Raw genomic sequence first — 16,488 nt, 5'->3', positions numbered from 1 at the left:
GGGGGCATTGTAGTCGCTAAACGCCAACATGTCTAGCGCTTTTGAAACGCTGGTTTCATTTTAAGTTTTGCTTTATATGATTGTAACATGCCATTCAAGATTACCCGCTTTGAGACCATCCCCCTGGAAGCCCCTGCCTTCGTCCGCCCCGTCCGCATCCTCTATACGCAAAACGGCCGCGACCTGAGCTGGGAAGCCGTCAAGAGCCACGACAGCGTCGCCGTTCTGCTCTACCATACGGAAAAGGAGGCCTTCCTCCTCGTCAAACAGTTCCGTCCCCCGGTGCACATGAACCACCCTGAACATTTGTTCACATACGAACTCTGCGCCGGGATCGTCGACAAGAAGGCCCCCCTCCTCCAGATCGCCAAGGAGGAGATCGACGAGGAGTGCGGCTACGACGTGCCGCCGGAAAAGATCGAAAAGATCACCTCCTTCTTCACCAACGTCGGTATCTCCGGCGGCCAGCAGCACCTCTACTTTGCCGCAATCGACGAGTCGATGCGCGTCCACGACGGCGGCGGCATCCATACGGAGGAGATCGTGCTGGAGTGGGTCCCGCTCACGGAGGCTAACGCCTTTGTTTTTGATGAAAAGAGGGCGAAAACCCCGGGGCTGATGTTCGCGTTTTACTGGTTTTTCGCGAAGTAGACGCTACCGCAGGACGCCGAAGCGCGCGAGCGTCTCGGTGAGCTCCTTCGTTTCCGCAGGCCCGATATGCCGGTAGACGACCTCCCCGCTGCCGTCGAGGATCACCTGGGTCGGCATCATGCGGACATCATACTGCACCGCCACCTGGCGTTCGCGCCGGATGTCGATAAAGTAGATGGCGCTGCGCGGGTGCTGCTTTTTGATTGTGTACAGCGTGCGGGCCATCGCTTCACAGCTGCGGCACGACGTCGATCCCAGTTCAAGTAGCACCGGCTGGCCGCGGCCCATCTTCGGAGCTGCCAGCTTATACGGCGTCACGTTCAGCATCGTCTCATGGGAAGCTTTCTCCTGGCCGCATCCGCCGAGCAGCAGCGCAAACCCCAGCAATAACATTCGAAACATATCACTCCCTAAAAGACAAGATAGGCCTGGTAGGCCAGGTAAACCGCGATGGCGGTGAGCAGCAGGATGAAGAGGGTGTTCACCCCGTTCGCGATCCTCGCCAGCAGCGGGCTCGACGCCATGCGCTGGGCAAATCCGAGGGAGAGCCCCGCGACCAGCAGCAGCATGCCGTGCCCCAGCGCGAAGAGCAGCACCAGGGCGTACGAGTAGGCCCAGCCGCTCTGTTCCGCCACGGTAATGATGGCCGCCAGCGGCGCCGAAGCGCACGGTGTGCTGACCAGGCCGAAAATCATGCCGATCAGCAGCGCCCCCGCCAGCTTGAACTTCAACAGCCGGCCGGCGATAAGCGCCTTGTCGATCTGCCCCAGCCACCCCATGGCGTAGGCCGCGACCAGGAAGGTCGCTGCGGCGGCAAGTGCGTAGGCCCAGAAGGGAGCAACGCTCAGCAGCGCCCCGGCTTTGGCCACCGTCAGCATCAGCAGGGAGAAACTGATGACGAGGCCGGTGACAAAGAGCAGGGAGTAAAAAAACGTAAAGCGCTGTTTCTGTCCCGGGGTCATCTCCACCGAGAGCCCGAGGACACTGCCGATGAGCAGCGGCAGCGTAATGATGGAACAGGGCGCCAGCGAGGTCAGCACGCCGATGCCGAAGGAGGCGGCTAGCGCGATTATGCCGTAGTGGCCGACCCATTCGGCCAGGCTCTGTTCAAGCATCATCCGGCGGGATCAGAAATCGTCGTCGTCGCTGAAGAAGGCGTCCTCTTCCGCCTTCTCTTTCGCCGCCTGCAGCGCATCGAGCTCCGCCTGGCTCATCATCAGCATTTTCATCTTTTTGACGAAGATCGTCCGGTCGGGCAGCTTGGCGAAATAGGCGTAGGTACCGTACCCCATGACCAGCACGGTGGCTGCGAGAATGAGCTTCTGCACCGGCGAGAAGGTCTGGATGGGCTCTTTGAAGTTGATTTCGCAAACGCCGCCCGGACAGTACTTCGGATCTTTGCGCTTGATCCATGCGAAGATCTTGCACCCCAGGCAGATGGAGAAGGCCGCTTCAAAAAAGAGCAGCGCCATACAGATCAGACAGACCAGCACCTTGAGCGGGTTAGGCTGGAAGTCGATGACGAGGTAGTAGAACATCGGCCATGCCAGCAGAAAGCCCAGGATCCAGGCGAAACGCTTCTGGGCGGCCCCGACGTACTCGGGCTTCTGGTTCTGGACGAAAAAACGCCCCAGCATCAGGCTGGGCGCATAGCGCGGCTGGATGATACGCAGCGTAAAATCGACGGCAAAGAAGGTCACGAAGTATTTGGAAAAGACCGCCGTGCCCAGCATCACCCCGTTCGTCAGTCCCAGGAAGGCGCCGACAAACAGGATCGCCGCCGCCGCGCGCGCCTCCCTTTCATTGAGCACGCCCACCTCATAGCCGGGCACCTTTTCACCATAGGCAAAGAAGCTTTTAATATCCACGCTGTTTCTCCTTGTAAAACAGAGGCATCCTGTCCGGACGCCTTTTAATGAGGGAAACTATAGCACATTCAGATAAATAGATCAATATATCTTGATATTTGTAAATTGATTGGCTACAATGCTGCTATCCAAACGGCGAAAGGAGCCATCATGAAACGTCTCCACATCCATATCTCCGTCGACGATCTCGACAAAAGCCGGGCGTTCTATACCGCCCTGTTCGGCACGGAACCGACGAAGGAAAAAGCGGATTACCTGCAGTGGCTCATCGACGACCCCGCCATCAACTTTGCCATCTCCACGGGTAAAAGCAAACGCGGCCTCAACCACCTGGGACTGCAGTTCGACGGTGACGAAGCCGTCGCCGAGACCGAGGCCCGTCTCATCGCCGCGGGCATTGCGGGCGAGAAACAGAGCGGCGCGCAGTGCTGCTACGCCGCGTCGAACAAGTACTGGGTCCAGGACCCCCAGGAGGTCATCTGGGAGAACTACCATACGATGGAGCAGATCGAGGTCTTCGGCGGCGACGCCTTTACCGGCGGGGTGGGCTGCTGCCAGCCGACCTTCTCCGAGAACGGCAAATGGTCGACGGGCGGGGGCTGCTGAGCATGGATGTCTTTTTGAAGAGCGTCGCGGCCCTCAACGACGAGACCCGGGTGCTGATCCTGCGCTTCCTCGACGAGCACGGGCCGCTCTGCGTCTGCGACCTGCAATCCTCCCTGGAGATGATCCAATCGCGACTCTCCCGCCACCTCAAGATCCTCAAAGAGGCGGGGTTCCTGAAGGTCGAGCGCAAAGGGACCTGGGCCTACTACGCCATCAGGAGCCCCCTGGACCGTTTCCGCAGCGAAGCGCTGGAGGAGATCCGGCACCTCGGCATCGACCTGCCGAAACTGCAAAAACTCTCCGAAACCGATCAAGGTTGCGGACTTAAGCGATAAGATCGCTGTGAGCCTACTGCTGATGAAGCAAAGCGGAATTCCGCAGCTTGCGAGGACAGCGTAAACTCAGCGTTAGCGTAGCAAAAGGAACTCATTTCCTTTTGCGTATTGAATAATGAAAACCGATCAAGGGTGTAAACTATGAGCAAAAAGAAAGTATTGATCCTCTGTACCGGCAACAGCTGCCGCTCTATTATGGCCGAAGCGCTGATCAACGCCAAGCTCGGCGACTGCGTCGAGGCGTTCAGCTCCGGCGTCAAGGCCAGCGGCAAAGTCAACCCCAACGCGCAGGCCCTGCTCGAATCCAAGGGGTACTGGAAAGAGGAGTACCACTCCAAGGTGATCGAAACGGTCCTGAATAACGCCTTCGACCTCGTCGTCACCGTCTGCGACCACGCCAAGGAGAGCTGCCCGATGTTCCCCAAAGCGGTCAAGACGATCCACGTCGGCTTTGAAGACCCTTCGGGCAAAGCCGAAGAAGAGTACGCCAAGACCCTCGACCTGATCGAGCAGGAGCTGCTGCCCGTCATCAAAGCGGAGCTCTGCTAGATGTGGCATGATCTCAGCCGCGCCTTCGTCTACGAAACGCTCCACCTCCAGGGGCGGTTCGCCGATGCGCTGCACTTCTTCCTCTACGATACGGTCAAGATCTGGTTCCTGCTGATCACCATCATCTTCGCCGTGTCGTTCCTGCGCACCTGGATGAACACGGAGATGGTGCGCGCCTACCTCGCCGGGAAAAAAGAGTTCACCGGCAACATCCTGGCCGCACTCTTCGGGATCATCACCCCCTTCTGCACCTGTTCGGCCATTCCCCTTTTCCTGGGGTTTCTGCAGGCGCGCATCCCCATCGGCGTCACCTTCAGCTTTCTCATCTCCGCCCCGCTGAACAACGAGATCGCCATTGCCATGCTCTTCGGGCTCTTCGGCTGGAAGATCACGGCGCTGTACATCGGCTTCGGGCTGGCCGTGGCGATCGTCGGCGGCTGGCTGATCGGCCGGACAAACGCGGAACGGTACGTGCTGCTGGACGTGCCGGTGATGCAGGGCGACCTCCATGTAGCGGCAACCTCCCTGAACCTCAAGCAGCGCACCGGCGACGCCTGGAAAGCGACCCTGGAGATCTTTAGAAAAATCTACCTCTGGGTCATGGCCGGCGTCGGCGTCGGGGCATGGTTCCACGGCTTCGTCCCCGCAGAGTTCATCGCCGACTACGCCGGCGGCGACGCCTGGTACGCGGTTCCCGTCGCGGCAGTGATGGGCATCCCGATGTATGCCTCGGCCGCCGGCGTCATGCCGCTGGTGGAGGTCCTGACAGAGAAAGGGATGCTGCTGGGCACCGCGCTGTCGTTTATGATGGCCGTCACGGCGCTGAGCCTGCCCGAAGCGATCATCCTCAAACAGATCCTGCACACCAGGCTCATTGCCACTTTCTTCGCCATCATCGGCGTCGGGATCATCGGCGTCGGCTATCTGTTCAATATCATCTTGTAAGGAGTCATTATGGAAAGACGAAACTTTTTAGGCATGGGTGCGGTCATGGCCGGGGCAGCCATCTTCCCGGCCGCTTCCCATGCCGCGTCCGCGGAGAAAAAACCCGAGGGTGCCGTGACGCTCTATTATGAGCTGCGCGTCCCGATGCCCGAGAAGCAAAGGGTGCTCAACAATATCGACGGACTCACCTCCCTCCTGAAGGGGAAACAGGGCTTTTTGAGCTTCTCGTTCAAACAGATGACGGGGGAGTCGACCATGGTGCGCAACTACCCTGCCCACCTCAAAGGGGTGCTCGACCGCGGATACGCCGACAGCGACGGCCATCCCACCTCCCCGAAACTCCCTCTTTTCTATACGCTCTTCATCCGCTTCGACTCCTACGATGCGCTGATCGCCTCCCAGGTACAGGCGTGGTTTGCCGAGCAGATCGTCCCGTCGCTCTTTGCCTACAAACCGACGACGCCTCCGACAAAAACGCCGATCAAGCTTGAGTATTACGAAGGGATCTACACGACCGTTGCCGCAGGGGACCGCCAAAAGCTCTATACGACCCCCGATGAGATCAAGACCTTCCTGCAACACCAGTCCGACGAAGTCACAAGCCGCTACGTCACCGTTGAAAACCACGTCATGATCAAGGATGCCAACCGGGAAGCCTTCAATCAAAAAGTCGCGCGTCTGCTGGGCACGGCGCAGCAGACGTTCCGGCCCGACGTTCACGATGCGGCGTATGATGACCGGTATCCCCACGGCCAGGCGGGTACGGCGCAGAACAGCTATTACCGCAAAGCGGTGACGACCGAGATCCTTCAAAACGCGTTTGCCGACGGCAATACCCGCAGCTATATCATGCACGGCGTCTGGGAGAACATGTACGATCATGAGAATTCGCACCTCGACCCGCGCTTCCTCGCTGCAGCCGGCCCCGTAGGCGCCTACGTCGTTTCCGGCCCGGTCGAGCCATTCTACGATACGATCAAACAGAGCCATTAAAGGAGAAAAACCATGAAAATCGAAATTTTGGGCACGGGCTGTGCCAAGTGCAACGAACTCGAAGCGAAAGTGAAGCAGGCGGTCGCCAAGAGCGGCAGATTCCTGCAGGTAGAGAAGGTCAGCGACCTGCAGAAGATCATGGCCTACGGGGTTATGAGCACCCCGGGGCTGGTCATCGACGGCGAGGTGAAGTCGACGGGCCGTGTGCCGAGCGTCGACGAGATCCTGGCCATGATCGCCTAAGCCGTTTCCGGTAGCACCTTTTCGTATTAGAACGGTCAATACGTTCATGACGAGCGTCCGTTTACTGCCGGTTTAGGCGGCAGTAACACCTATTTATCCAATCAGCAACCACCTTCCACCCTCTCCTTCGACTGTTACCATCATGCATCTTTTTGCAATGTTTTTTGAATAATTGTCATAAACTGTTTTAATTGTGATACAATGGCTTAGGAAACTTTTAATACTATAAAATAGTTATCACAAATGAAACTTGTTAAAGGTTTCTGCTTTCCCGGGGCCGACACTCCGGGCCATACCGAACCAAGGAGGAGGAAGAGTATGAACCATCGCTTGAAGCAGTTAGGATGCCTTTTGGCTGTCAGTATGCTTATCGGAGGGTGTGCCGCGTCCAAGAACGCGGAGCCTGCACCGGCACCGGCCGCCAAGCAGCAGCCTGTGGCGGAGGCCGCGGCGCCGGCGGCAGCTAAAGCGGAAGCTGCAGCTCCCGCACCGAAAGCCGCACCCGCACCGGTTGCAAAGGCAAAACCGGCCGCGGCCAAGAACGCAGCGGCAGAGGACAAACCCTGCGACCTCTACAATGTCGAGGTCTCCATGGATGACACCAGTCTCGACGTCGGCAAGAACGTCAGTCTCTACGTCCACGTCAAAGCCAACGGCTTCCCGCTGACTGGGCATGAGGCCCACGGGGTCACCGTCACCTTCAGCGGTCTCGATTTTGCGGCGAATCCGCCGGCGGTCGAGTGTCTGCGGGTCCACCCCAACGGTTCGGACATCATCTATAACGTGACGGCGGCCAACGCCGGCACCTACGATGTCGTCGCGAACGTCGCCTTCTACCCTACCCGCCACTGCGAAGCTTCACGCGTAACGAAACAGTCGAACGCACTGACCGTTAACGTCAAATAAAAGCGTACCGGCGATGGCAGAGCACTGCTTCGCCGGTCTGCAGCCATAAGCCTTCATTATTCCAGAATCCGAAAGGATTATTCATATTACTTCTTTATCACCTTTTCTGCAAAGCGCAAGAATTTTCTAAAATATTGCAATAAAATGTTATCGCTGTGATATAATAATGACCTTTGGAAACCTTTAAAATATGCATATAAATATGTATAAAGTAAGAATTCGAAGGTTTCTGGTGGGCCAGGGAGGTGAGAGGACCGGGCCCAATTTCATCAAAGAAAAGGAAGAATATGATTCAAAAGTATGTGCGGTATGCCGGGTCCCTTCTGGCCGTCAGTCTGCTCTTTAGCGGATGTCTGAAAAATGCGGAGCCGGCGGCGCAGAATGTAGGTGAACCGGAAGTTCTCGGCATTGTCAATGAACCCAATTCACCGGAAGTCGAACCGGTCCCGCTGCCGATGGCGCCGAAACCCGCCCCGGAAAAACCGAAAGCCGTCGCCAAAGCGAAGCCGGCACCGGTCGCCGAACCCGAGCCGGCATCCATGCCGACGCTTGCCGCCCCGGCACCCGTTGCCGACAGCCCTTTTGAAAAATACACGGTGGAGCTTATTCCGGACAAAGAGAAAGTCGCCGTCGGCGAACCGGTCAGCCTGCGCGTTATCGTCAAAGCAAAAGATTTTCCGCTCTCCGGAAGCGATGCCCACGGCGTCCAGGTCACGTTCAGCGGTCTCGGATTCGCTACGGATGCGCCCTCTGTCGAGTGTCTGCGTGCCCATCCGAACGGCTCGGAAGTGATCTATAACATCACGGCGATGAACAGCGGTACCTACCGTGTCGCCGCAAACGTTTCGGTCTACCCGACACGCGAGTGCCACATCTCAAGCGCTCACAAAACCTCCGCACCGATCGTCGTCAGCGTCAAATGACGCCGCGGCGCCCCCGGCGCGCCTGTACCCCGTTTTCCCCAACGAACACCCGATGTAATCGACCACACCGTTTTGCCGCGTTTCAGACACCGCCGTCACGGTTCGCCGCCTCCGAAGAGGAAGGGAGAGGCTGATCAGACCTCGAGCACAACCTCGGGATACTCGGCGGAACGGGTACCGGGAACAGGCTTGGTAGAAGCGCCCTTGACCGTATAGACGAAGGCGATCTTGGGTTCGTCGGTCTGGTTGTCGTAGGCGTGGTGCAGGGTCCGGCAGTGAAACAGGATGACGTCGCCTGCATGCAGGTCATAATGCACCTTCTTCGCAATAAGGGCGTCGTTTTCCGGCAGACCCGTCAGAAAGCTGGTATCGGTATCGAACTGTTCCGGTCGGTATTCAAGCTTGTGGCTGCCGTCAATAAACTCCAGCACCCCGTTCTCCATCCGCTCATCGCCCAGCGCCAGCCAGACGCTCACCAGATTGTCGTTCTCAAAGTGCCAGTAGCGGCGGTCCTGGTGCCAGCGGCTCTCCGTACTTTTGGAGGGCATCTTCGTCATAATGGAGTTGTGGTGCGCCAGGGTCAGCACCGGGGTGTCGTGGAGCACCTGCGCCAGCATCGGGCGGATCTCCTTGTCCGTCATCCACTCACGGAAAATCTCGCGGCGGTCATAGACCTGGCGTAGGCGGCGAAGGGTCGAGTTGTTCGAACCCGTATACTCCCCTTCCGTCTCAATCGGCGGTGTCCGCGCCTCGATCTCCTCTTTGGCCGCCGCCAGAATCGCCTCGCAGCGCGCCTTGTCGGCAAAGCCGCGCAGCAAGATATACCCGTCGCGCTCAAACTGCGCCAGCTGCGCATCACTCAGTTTCATTTACTCTCTCCCACCAACTGGTATCGGTCCACCGTCTCGTCGTCGAGGTCGATCAGACCCCGTGCGCGCAGGTCGGCAAACACGTCCGCGTCGCAGACGACGTCGCCGGGCCACTCGCGTGTAAAACCGTCCATCGGGTCCTTGTTGGTCCCGTCGACACCGATCATCTCCTCCAGCCAAACATCGCGCTGCGCGTCGATGTTGTTCGTCACCCGCCACACCAGCATGTAGGGGTTGTTTACGTCGTTCTGGCACGTATCGACGAAGACGGCGATCGCAATGTGTCCGCTAAGCGGCTTCAGCGCCTCGAAGAGTTCGCGCGCCGGGCGCTTCTTCTCGTACTGGATCACCGTCACCGGGTTCGCGCTCTGCGTCATGTACTGCTTCAGCGCGACAACGTCGCTGTCGATCGTTTTCACTTTCTTCAGCAGCGCGGCGTCATCGAGCAGGTCGATGGTGCGTTCCACGACACCGCCCGTCGCGTCGATGCCGAGCTTGCCGCCGATGAGGGGCCTGCTCGCGGAGTGGTCCAGGGCGTCGACGATCCCCGTCGTGATCGTCACGGCGTCCGGGCTGAGGCGGTCAAGAATATGCTGTGTCAGCGCCTCGTAATCGCCCAGTTCCGGGGCCGATTCGTCGACAAAGAGGGCGTGCTTGACGAAACTCATCTGCCCTACGCCCCAAAGCGCGTGCATGATCTGCAGGCTGTGGCCCGGGTACTGCGGGGCGATCTTGCAGAGGATCAGGTTGTGGAACACCCCGTTCTCCGGCATCTTGTAGTCTTTGAGATCCGGCGCCTGCGTTTGCAAGAGCGGCAGGAAAATCCGCTCCGTCGGCAGTCCCATGTACTTATCTTCGAGCGGCGGCTTGCCGACGACGGTCGCGTAGAACATCGGGTCGTTTTTCGCGGTGATGCGGCTCACTTCGAGCACCGGGTAGGGCTCTTTGAGGGTATAGTAACCGGTATGGTCTCCGAACATCCCCTCTATTTCCGTCACCTCCGGGTCGACCCACCCTTCGATGACGATGTCCGCGTCCTCCGGGACGTGGATCGGGTTTGTCCGGCACTTCACGAGCCGCGCGGGCTTGTTGCGGATGAAACCGTAGAGCATCAGCTCGAAGATGCCGTGGGGCAGTGGAGCCGTCCCGCACCAGGTGTAGAGCGGGTCGCCGCCGATGGCGACGGAGACGGGCATTTTCCGCCCCGCCTTCTTATATTGGTGGAAAAGGTGATTGCTGTCCTTGTGGATCTGCCAGTGCATCCCCAGGCGGTGGTCGTCGTAGACCTGCAGGCGGTACATACCGACGTTGTGGATCTCGCCGTCGAGGCTCTGCGTGTAGACCTGTCCCATGGTGATGAACTTGCCGCCGTCATCCGACCAGGTCTTGAGGATCGGCAGCTCGGAAAGCGTCGCGATCTCCCGCGCCTGGCAGGCCCCGGCGGATTTCAGACGCTTGGGGAAGACGTTGCGGAGGTCAAAGAGGAACTTGAAGGTCTCCAGTTTGTCCGAGAGCGATTTGGGCGGCTTCAGTTTCAGCGCCTTCTGCACCTTCGCCGCGATGGCGTCGGGCGTCGCGCCGAAAATCGTCTCAACGACGGCGTCATTGGCAAAGATATTCATCACGACGGGCATGTCGTAGGTCTTGCCGAGCGCTTTGTCAACGGGGTGGGTAAACACGAGAATCTTCGGCTCGGCCTTTTTGATCTCCGCATAGGCGATATGGGGGATCTCGAGGTTGACGTCGAGGGGTTCGTCGATGGTCCTGATCCAGGGGGAGAGCGTCTCAAAAATCTTCATAATTCCGTATTGTATCCCAGAGCAACTCTAAAAAACCTACATGAGAACAGGGGATGCACCTTGAAAGCAGCATGACTAATTGAAATAATTAATATTACGATCCCACCCCCTGCGCTATAATTCCGCAAAAAACGGAGCAATCTATGAACGTTATCAAGATCCGCAAATTCTGCCGCCCCTTCCGTATCGCCTTGGGCGTCGCCCTTATCGGCTACGGTGCCTACAGCGGCAATCCCTGGTTCTACCTCGGCGTCATCCCCCTCATCGCCGGCATCATGAACTTCTGTCCCCTGTGCAAGTTCACCGGGCAGTGCAACATCATCTAAACCCCGATGTCATCGGGGAACAGTGATCCGTTCCCCTTCTCTTTCCTTCATCCCGCACCCTTTTTCAAAAACGTTTTGACATAAAGCACCGCCGCCGTGGCGAACGACACCCCCGCAATCATCAGAAAGAGCCCCTGGATCCCGGCCTGGGCGATCAGCGGCTGAAAGAAAATGGGGGAGAAGAACTGCCCGAGGAAGAAGCTCATCGTCAGCATCCCCACCGCGCGGCCGCGGCGGTGCGGCGGCACCAGCGAGAGCAGCCAGGCGTTGATATTGACCAACACGAGCCCAAAGCCCACCCCCATGAAGGCCGAGGCGAAAAAGAGCTGGTGCGGGGAGCTCACCTGCGACATCACCAGCAGACCGGTGCCGAAAAAGAGGTAGATGAAGACAAAGATCTGCGCGTAAGTGAACCGCGCGCGGATCCGGGCGTACTGCCGCGCCGTCAGGGCGTTGACGAGCAGGGCAACGGCGACGAAGTGCCCGATGCTGCTGGGGGTGCCGTGCAGCTCGTCGATGACGAGGTAGGGCATCTGCGTCGGCAACATGTAAAACAGCAGCATCGAGAAAAAGGCGCTGAGATAGACCGGCAGCAGCTTCGGCGAAACCGCCGCCGCCTCTTCGCCGTGCGTATGGATCCGTCGCGGCTCGTACAGCGATGTGACCAGCAGCGGCACGAAAAGCAGCGGCAGCAGGTAGATGGCAAAGGGGTAGTTCCAGCCCAGTTGGGCCAGGTACCCCCCGGAGATGATGAAGACGATCCCGCCCAGCCCGACGGCCATCCCCTGTATCGACATGAAACGGTGCCGCCCCTTTTCGTCAAAATAGTCACCGATCAGGGCCGTGGAGGCGGTCATGAGCAGCGCGACGGAAAAGCCCAGCAGGGCGCGCCCGGCGAGGATCGCTTCGAAATCCTGAAGGTAGAAACCGGAACTGCCGCCGATAATGAAAAGCACGATACCAAGGTAGAGGGGGCGCAGGCGCCCGAAGCGGTCGACGATCATCCCGGCGAAGGGGGCGACGGCGGCAATGACGAGGGAGGGGATCGTCAGCAGCAGCTTCGAGAAAAACTCGATGTGGGGAACCGCCTCGAAGTGGTGGCTGATCAGCGGCAGGGCCGCGACAATGGCGATCCCGGACATGACGCCCATCGTTGCCAACAGCAGCAGGGAGAGTCTGACATTGCGGGCGACGGAATCATACATAAGCGGCCTTTTCGTGGAGCGCATTATACGCCAGGAAGGGCAACCGGCCCATAAGCGCGGCGAATTTTTCACCGGAGGGGACGGTGCGGCAGTAGCGCCTCGAACGCCCGCCTCCCCGCGTTCATCTGAATCCGCTATTATTCTATAATTCATTTCACAATACCCAAAGGGACAAGAATGCACCCACCGCTCACCCAAAAGCAGGCTATCGTCGCATCGCTGCGCCAGCTCTTCGCTTTTTACCTGCTTTTCATTGCCATCTTCTTTAGCGGACGGGCCCTTTTATTCGCGCTCTATTACGACCGGATCGCCGATGCCGGGGTCAGCCAGTGGCTCAGCTTCCTGCTCGGGCTGCAGATGGATACGATCGTCGCCTGTATCATCCTCGCGCTGCCGGTCCTGCTGCTCTTTACGGCGCCCCGGATTCTCGGCGGCCCCGTCCGCACCTTCATCCGGGTCTATCTGCTCGTTTTTCTGCTGGTGGCCCTCTTTATCGAAAATGCGACCTTCCCCTTCTTCGCCGAATTCGACGTCCGTCCCAACGACATCTTCCTGAACTACCTCGATTACCCCAAAGAGGTGTTCGGCAATATCTGGGCGACCTACAAGCTCAAGCTGCTCGTCGCCGCCATCATGATGTCCGTGGCGGGGTACCTCTTCTGGACCCTGACGCGCAAGACATTTGAGGTCGTCTTCGAGATCAAGTGGCCCTTCCGCCTGCTTCTGCTGCTGCCGCTGGTCGCCGTGCTCTTCATCGGCATCCGCTCCTCCTTCAGCCACCGCGCGGCCAATATCTCCCTCGCGGTCTACACCGATTCGCACGTCGTGAACGAGATCACGAAGAACAGCCTCTACAGCATCGGCTACGCCTACTATTCGCAGAAGAAGCACGGCGTCGTCATGAGCAAATACGGCAAGATGCCGCTGGAGGAGGCCTATGAGCGGGTCTCCCGCCAGCTGCGCATCCCCGTCGGCAACATGGAGGACCCTTTCCGGCGGACCCAGCCGACCCACTTCCCCTCCGCCAAGCCGAAAAACCTTGTCATCTTCCTCCAGGAGAGCCTGGGCGCGCAGTTCGTCGGCGCCCTCGGCGGCGAGAAAGGGGTCACCCCCAACATCGACCGCCTCGCCGGAGAGTCCCTCTTCTTCGACCATCTCTACAGCAACGGCACCCGCAGCGTGCGGGGGATCGCCGGCAGCGTCTCCGGTTTTCTCCCCGTGCCGGGCAAAGGGGTCGTCAAACGCAACAAGTCCCAGGAGGATTTCTTTACCGTCGCCTCCCTGCTCAAACCCTACGGCTACCGCAGCAGCTTCATCTACGGCGGGGCCAGCAACTTCGACAATATGCGCGGCTGGTTCTACGGCAACGGTTTTGACGTCCTGATCGATCAGCCCGAGTTCAAGAACCCCGCCTTCACGGGCATCTGGGGCGTCTGCGACGAAGACCTCGTCGTCCGCGCCAACGAAGAGTTCGCCAAGTGGCACGCCAAAGGGCAGCCCTTCGTCTCGGTGCTCTTCAGTACCACCAACCACACCCCGTTCGAGTTCCCCGGCGGGCGCATCGACCTGATCCCCGGCAAACCGAAGAACAGCGTCGAGAACGCCATCAAGTTCGCCGATTACGCTATCGGGAAACTCATCGACGACGCCAAGCGCGAAGGGTACTACGACGACACCGTCTTCATGATCCTGGCCGACCACAACGTCCGTACCTACGGCGACGACCTCGTCCCCGTGCCGAAATACCGCATCATGGGGATGCTCCTCGGCGGCGGCATCAAACCCCAGCGCGTCTCCAAGCGCTCCACCCAGCCCGACGTCCTGGCCACGGCCCTCGACGCCGTCGGACTCGACCTGACCTATCCCATCCTCGGCAAATCGATCTTCGAAGACCCCGAAAAAGAGATGGTGCTGATGCAGTTCCACGACATGTACGCTCTGCGCAACGGTGACAAACTCGCCGTCGTCCAGCCCGACACCCCGGCGTTGACCTTCGACCTCTCCGCAGAGGACCACCTGACCCCCGCGGCGCACGATACGGAACTCGAACGCGACACGACGGCCTTTATCCATGTCATCAACGACCTCTATCAGCACAAGCGTTTCAAAGCCGAACCCGGCAAAGCAGAGTAACATCCGATGAGCGGCCACCACCACTCCCACGATATCAGCGGCACGAAGCTGCTCATCGCCGTCGCCCTCAATATCCTCATCACAATCGCCCAGGTGGCGGGAGGGCTTATTGCCGGTTCCCTGGCCCTGCTCAGCGACGCCCTGCACAACTTCAGCGACGTCATGGCCCTGCTGATCAGCTGGTTCGCCCACCGCATCTCCCACAAAGAGGCCGACAGCAGCAGGACCTTCGGCTACAAGCGGGCCGAGATCGTGGCCGCGCTCTTTAACGCCTCGGTGCTTGCGGGCATCGGTGTCTACCTCGTCTATGCCTCCGTCATGCGGCTGCTCTACCCCGAACCCGTCCTCTCCTCCTGGCTAATCTGGATGGGGCTGCTGGGCATCGTCGTCAACGGCGGCAGCATCTTCCTGCTCGAATCCGACGCCCGGGGCAATATGAACATCCGCGCCGCCTACCTGCACCTGCTCGGCGACGTGCTCACCTCCGTCGCCGTCGTGCTGGGCGGCGTGGCCATCGCTCTGTGGGATATCTATTGGATCGACCCGCTCATCTCCATCATCATCGCCGTCTACCTCATTGCCGCCTCCGCGGGGCTCATCAAGGAGAGCACGGGGGTGCTGATGCAGTTCGCCCCTGCCGACGTCGAGCTCGATGCCGTCGCCGACACCGTCTGCGGCGATCCCGCCATCGCCGGCATCCACCATGTCCACCTTTGGCGCCTCAGCGACCATGCCGTCCACTTCGAAGCCCACCTGGATTTCGCCGAGGATCTTCCCCTCTCCCGGGTAACGCAAACGGTCGAAGCCCTGGAAAAGCGCCTGCGGGAGCGCTTCGGGATCACCCACACGACCTTCCAGTGCGAATACGGCCGCGACGACGACAAGCGGCGAATCCGCTGAGCGACTCACGCGCCGCTCACACTTCTGTGCGATACTACGGGCAAAAGGAGCACACATGCGGTACTTTCTAGCGATTCTGACCCTCTGTGCGGCGCTCACTGCGGCGGAGACGGAGGAGATCGACACCCTGATCGATGCGGTCATCAACGCCCCGAAAGCGGAGCGGTTCGAGAAGATGAACGCCTTCAAACTGAAGATGCGCGAGCTCAACCAGCAGCAGCGCAGCGAGGCCCTCGAAGCCCTGCAGAGCCGGATGCAGACGGATGAGGATACAGCGGCGCTGCAGCGCAAACCTGCCGGCAGCGAAGCCGTCATGCAGCAGCAGATGCGTCAACAGCTCAAGACGCAGCAGCAGATGCAACAGATGCAACAGCAGCAGATGCATCCCCGCCAGGTACAGCAGGGCCGATGAAACGGTTGCTGCTGATCACGGGGCTGCTCGGTGCCTCCCTCTTCGCGGCCCCCGCAGAACGCGACAGCGATCTTGACGGCGTCGCCGACGCGCTGGACCGCTGTCCCGGCACCGCCTTCGATATGACGGTGGACGCGGACGGCTGTTCCTCCGGCAATGGAGGCACGGGGGTCTCTTTGCTTGCGGGGCTTGGAATGAGCTATGCCACCGGAAAATACGGCGGAACGGAGCGCGTCGACTCCCTCTCGACGGATGCGATGGCAGCCGTCTACGCGGGGGACTTCTACCTGACGGGGCTTGTCAGCTACTACCACTACGGCACCGCGGACCCGACCGTCGCCGACAGCAAAGACGGCGGCCTCTCCGACACCTTCCTGGGCGCCGGGTACGCCTTCGGCCTCACCGACAAGCTCTTTCTCACGCCGGGGGTACACCTCAAGCTCGCCACCGCCGAGGAGGGGACGGGCACCGGTGAGAACGACTGGGGCGGCTCCGTGGTGGGGCTTTACCGTTTTGCGGCACTCGACGCCTTCGTGCAGTACGGCTATACCGTCACGGGCGACAGCAGTACCGTCCAGTACCCCGACATCGCCTTCGGTTCCGCCGGCGTCACCTTCTACCCCACGCCGGCGAGCAGCGTGAGTTTCTCGTACGACTATTCGGAGTCCTACATTCCCGACAGCCCGGACCTGCGCTCCCTCTCCGTGCTGGGGATCTTCCCGCTTTATGATACACTCTCACTAAAGGTGAACTACAGCCTGGGCCTGAGCGATTCGGCCAGCGACCACGCGGCCGGCATCATGCTCTTTGCCCGCTTCTAGGAGG

20 protein-coding genes are annotated in these 16,488 nt (G+C 59.6%); 14 read left to right on the top strand and 6 right to left on the bottom strand.

The genetic code is table 11. The features are described from left to right. Positions 1 to 87 precede the first annotated feature (87 nt). Positions 88 to 651 carry an NUDIX hydrolase gene (locus tag WCY31_RS00470; protein ID WP_345972764.1) on the top strand — a complete coding sequence of 188 codons (564 nt, stop codon included), beginning with the start codon at positions 88 to 90 and terminating at the stop codon, positions 649 to 651. A 3-nt stretch (positions 652 to 654) separates the two neighbouring features. On the opposite strand, the gene WCY31_RS00465 is transcribed toward WCY31_RS00470, so the two are convergent. The 3 genes from WCY31_RS00465 to WCY31_RS00455 are packed head-to-tail and all read right to left on the bottom strand — an operon-like array spanning position 655 to position 2,519. Next, entirely contained in the window at positions 655 to 1,053 is a 399-nt protein-coding gene (locus tag WCY31_RS00465) for a thioredoxin family protein (protein ID WP_345972763.1), read from the bottom strand. An 8-nt stretch (positions 1,054 to 1,061) separates the two neighbouring features. Further along, a complete protein-coding gene (locus tag WCY31_RS00460; protein ID WP_345972762.1) occupies positions 1,062 to 1,769 on the bottom strand; it encodes a cytochrome c biogenesis CcdA family protein in 708 nt (235 codons plus the stop codon). A 9-nt stretch (positions 1,770 to 1,778) separates the two neighbouring features. Then, complete coding sequence (locus WCY31_RS00455; protein ID WP_345972761.1) at positions 1,779 to 2,519, bottom strand: DUF4395 domain-containing protein; 741 nt, start codon at positions 2,517 to 2,519, stop codon at positions 1,779 to 1,781. A gap of 150 nt (positions 2,520 to 2,669) precedes the next feature. On the opposite strand from WCY31_RS00455, the gene WCY31_RS00450 reads away from it, so the two are divergent. From WCY31_RS00450 to WCY31_RS00415, 8 genes are all read left to right on the top strand, one after another. Beyond that, on the top strand, positions 2,670 to 3,125 hold the full coding sequence (locus WCY31_RS00450) for an ArsI/CadI family heavy metal resistance metalloenzyme (protein ID WP_345972760.1): 456 nt from the start codon (positions 2,670 to 2,672) through the stop codon (positions 3,123 to 3,125). A 2-nt stretch (positions 3,126 to 3,127) separates the two neighbouring features. Continuing rightward, positions 3,128 to 3,460, top strand: coding sequence for a metalloregulator ArsR/SmtB family transcription factor (locus WCY31_RS00445; RefSeq protein ID WP_345971569.1), 333 nt, complete (start codon positions 3,128 to 3,130; stop codon positions 3,458 to 3,460). A 141-nt stretch (positions 3,461 to 3,601) separates the two neighbouring features. Further along, positions 3,602 to 4,009 (top strand): arsenate reductase ArsC, encoded by a 408-nt coding sequence (locus WCY31_RS00440; protein ID WP_345970265.1) that lies wholly within the window; start codon positions 3,602 to 3,604, stop codon positions 4,007 to 4,009. Beyond that, positions 4,010 to 4,954, top strand: a complete 945-nt coding sequence (locus WCY31_RS00435) for a permease (RefSeq protein WP_345970264.1) — start codon at positions 4,010 to 4,012, stop codon at positions 4,952 to 4,954. 9 nt (positions 4,955 to 4,963) lie between these two features. Continuing rightward, positions 4,964 to 5,947 (top strand): hypothetical protein, encoded by a 984-nt coding sequence (locus WCY31_RS00430; RefSeq protein ID WP_345972759.1) that lies wholly within the window; start codon positions 4,964 to 4,966, stop codon positions 5,945 to 5,947. Positions 5,948 to 5,959: 12 nt separating this feature from the next. Further along, positions 5,960 to 6,190: a thioredoxin family protein gene (locus tag WCY31_RS00425; protein WP_345972758.1), complete on the top strand. Its 231-nt coding sequence runs from the start codon at positions 5,960 to 5,962 to the stop codon at positions 6,188 to 6,190. A gap of 351 nt (positions 6,191 to 6,541) precedes the next feature. Beyond that, positions 6,542 to 7,096, top strand: coding sequence for a hypothetical protein (locus tag WCY31_RS00420; RefSeq protein WP_345972757.1), 555 nt, complete (start codon positions 6,542 to 6,544; stop codon positions 7,094 to 7,096). Positions 7,097 to 7,383: 287 nt separating this feature from the next. Next, positions 7,384 to 8,019 carry a hypothetical protein gene (locus tag WCY31_RS00415; RefSeq protein ID WP_345972756.1) on the top strand — a complete coding sequence of 212 codons (636 nt, stop codon included), beginning with the start codon at positions 7,384 to 7,386 and terminating at the stop codon, positions 8,017 to 8,019. A 134-nt stretch (positions 8,020 to 8,153) separates the two neighbouring features. Here WCY31_RS00415 and WCY31_RS00410 read toward each other — a convergent pair whose 3' ends face one another. Continuing rightward, entirely contained in the window at positions 8,154 to 8,888 is a 735-nt protein-coding gene (locus WCY31_RS00410) for a phytanoyl-CoA dioxygenase family protein (RefSeq protein ID WP_345970259.1), read from the bottom strand. Further along, positions 8,885 to 10,687: a menaquinone biosynthesis decarboxylase gene (locus WCY31_RS00405; protein WP_345972755.1), complete on the bottom strand. Its 1,803-nt coding sequence runs from the start codon at positions 10,685 to 10,687 to the stop codon at positions 8,885 to 8,887. The genes WCY31_RS00410 and WCY31_RS00405 overlap by 4 nt, the downstream gene beginning before the upstream one ends. Positions 10,688 to 10,830: 143 nt before the next feature. Here WCY31_RS00405 and WCY31_RS00400 point away from each other — a divergent pair, with 143 nt between their 5' ends. Next, positions 10,831 to 11,013, top strand: a complete 183-nt coding sequence (locus tag WCY31_RS00400; RefSeq protein WP_345970256.1) for a DUF2892 domain-containing protein — start codon at positions 10,831 to 10,833, stop codon at positions 11,011 to 11,013. A 47-nt stretch (positions 11,014 to 11,060) separates the two neighbouring features. On the opposite strand, the gene WCY31_RS00395 is transcribed toward WCY31_RS00400, so the two are convergent. Further along, the gene (locus WCY31_RS00395) at positions 11,061 to 12,218 is read right to left on the bottom strand and encodes an MFS transporter (protein WP_345972754.1); all 1,158 of its coding nucleotides are present in this window, start codon (positions 12,216 to 12,218) and stop codon (positions 11,061 to 11,063) included. Between the two features lie 177 nt (positions 12,219 to 12,395). On the opposite strand from WCY31_RS00395, the gene WCY31_RS00390 reads away from it, so the two are divergent. Genes WCY31_RS00390 through WCY31_RS00375 form a run of 4 tightly spaced genes read left to right on the top strand, consistent with a single transcriptional unit; the run spans position 12,396 to position 16,484 of the window. Continuing rightward, entirely contained in the window at positions 12,396 to 14,351 is a 1,956-nt protein-coding gene (locus tag WCY31_RS00390; protein WP_345972753.1) for an LTA synthase family protein, read from the top strand. Between the two features lie 6 nt (positions 14,352 to 14,357). Continuing rightward, a complete protein-coding gene (locus WCY31_RS00385; RefSeq protein ID WP_345972752.1) occupies positions 14,358 to 15,251 on the top strand; it encodes a cation diffusion facilitator family transporter in 894 nt (297 codons plus the stop codon). A gap of 55 nt (positions 15,252 to 15,306) precedes the next feature. Then, a complete protein-coding gene (locus WCY31_RS00380) occupies positions 15,307 to 15,663 on the top strand; it encodes a hypothetical protein (protein WP_345972751.1) in 357 nt (118 codons plus the stop codon). Then, positions 15,660 to 16,484 (top strand): hypothetical protein, encoded by an 825-nt coding sequence (locus WCY31_RS00375; RefSeq protein WP_345972750.1) that lies wholly within the window; start codon positions 15,660 to 15,662, stop codon positions 16,482 to 16,484. The genes WCY31_RS00380 and WCY31_RS00375 overlap by 4 nt, the downstream gene beginning before the upstream one ends. Positions 16,485 to 16,488 lie beyond the last annotated feature (4 nt).

This window comes from Sulfurimonas sp. HSL3-1 (assembly GCF_039645995.1).
Classification (GTDB): domain Bacteria; phylum Campylobacterota; class Campylobacteria; order Campylobacterales; family Sulfurimonadaceae; genus Thiomicrolovo; species Thiomicrolovo diazotrophicus.
This window is presented reverse-complemented; position numbering and strand designations above follow the sequence as displayed.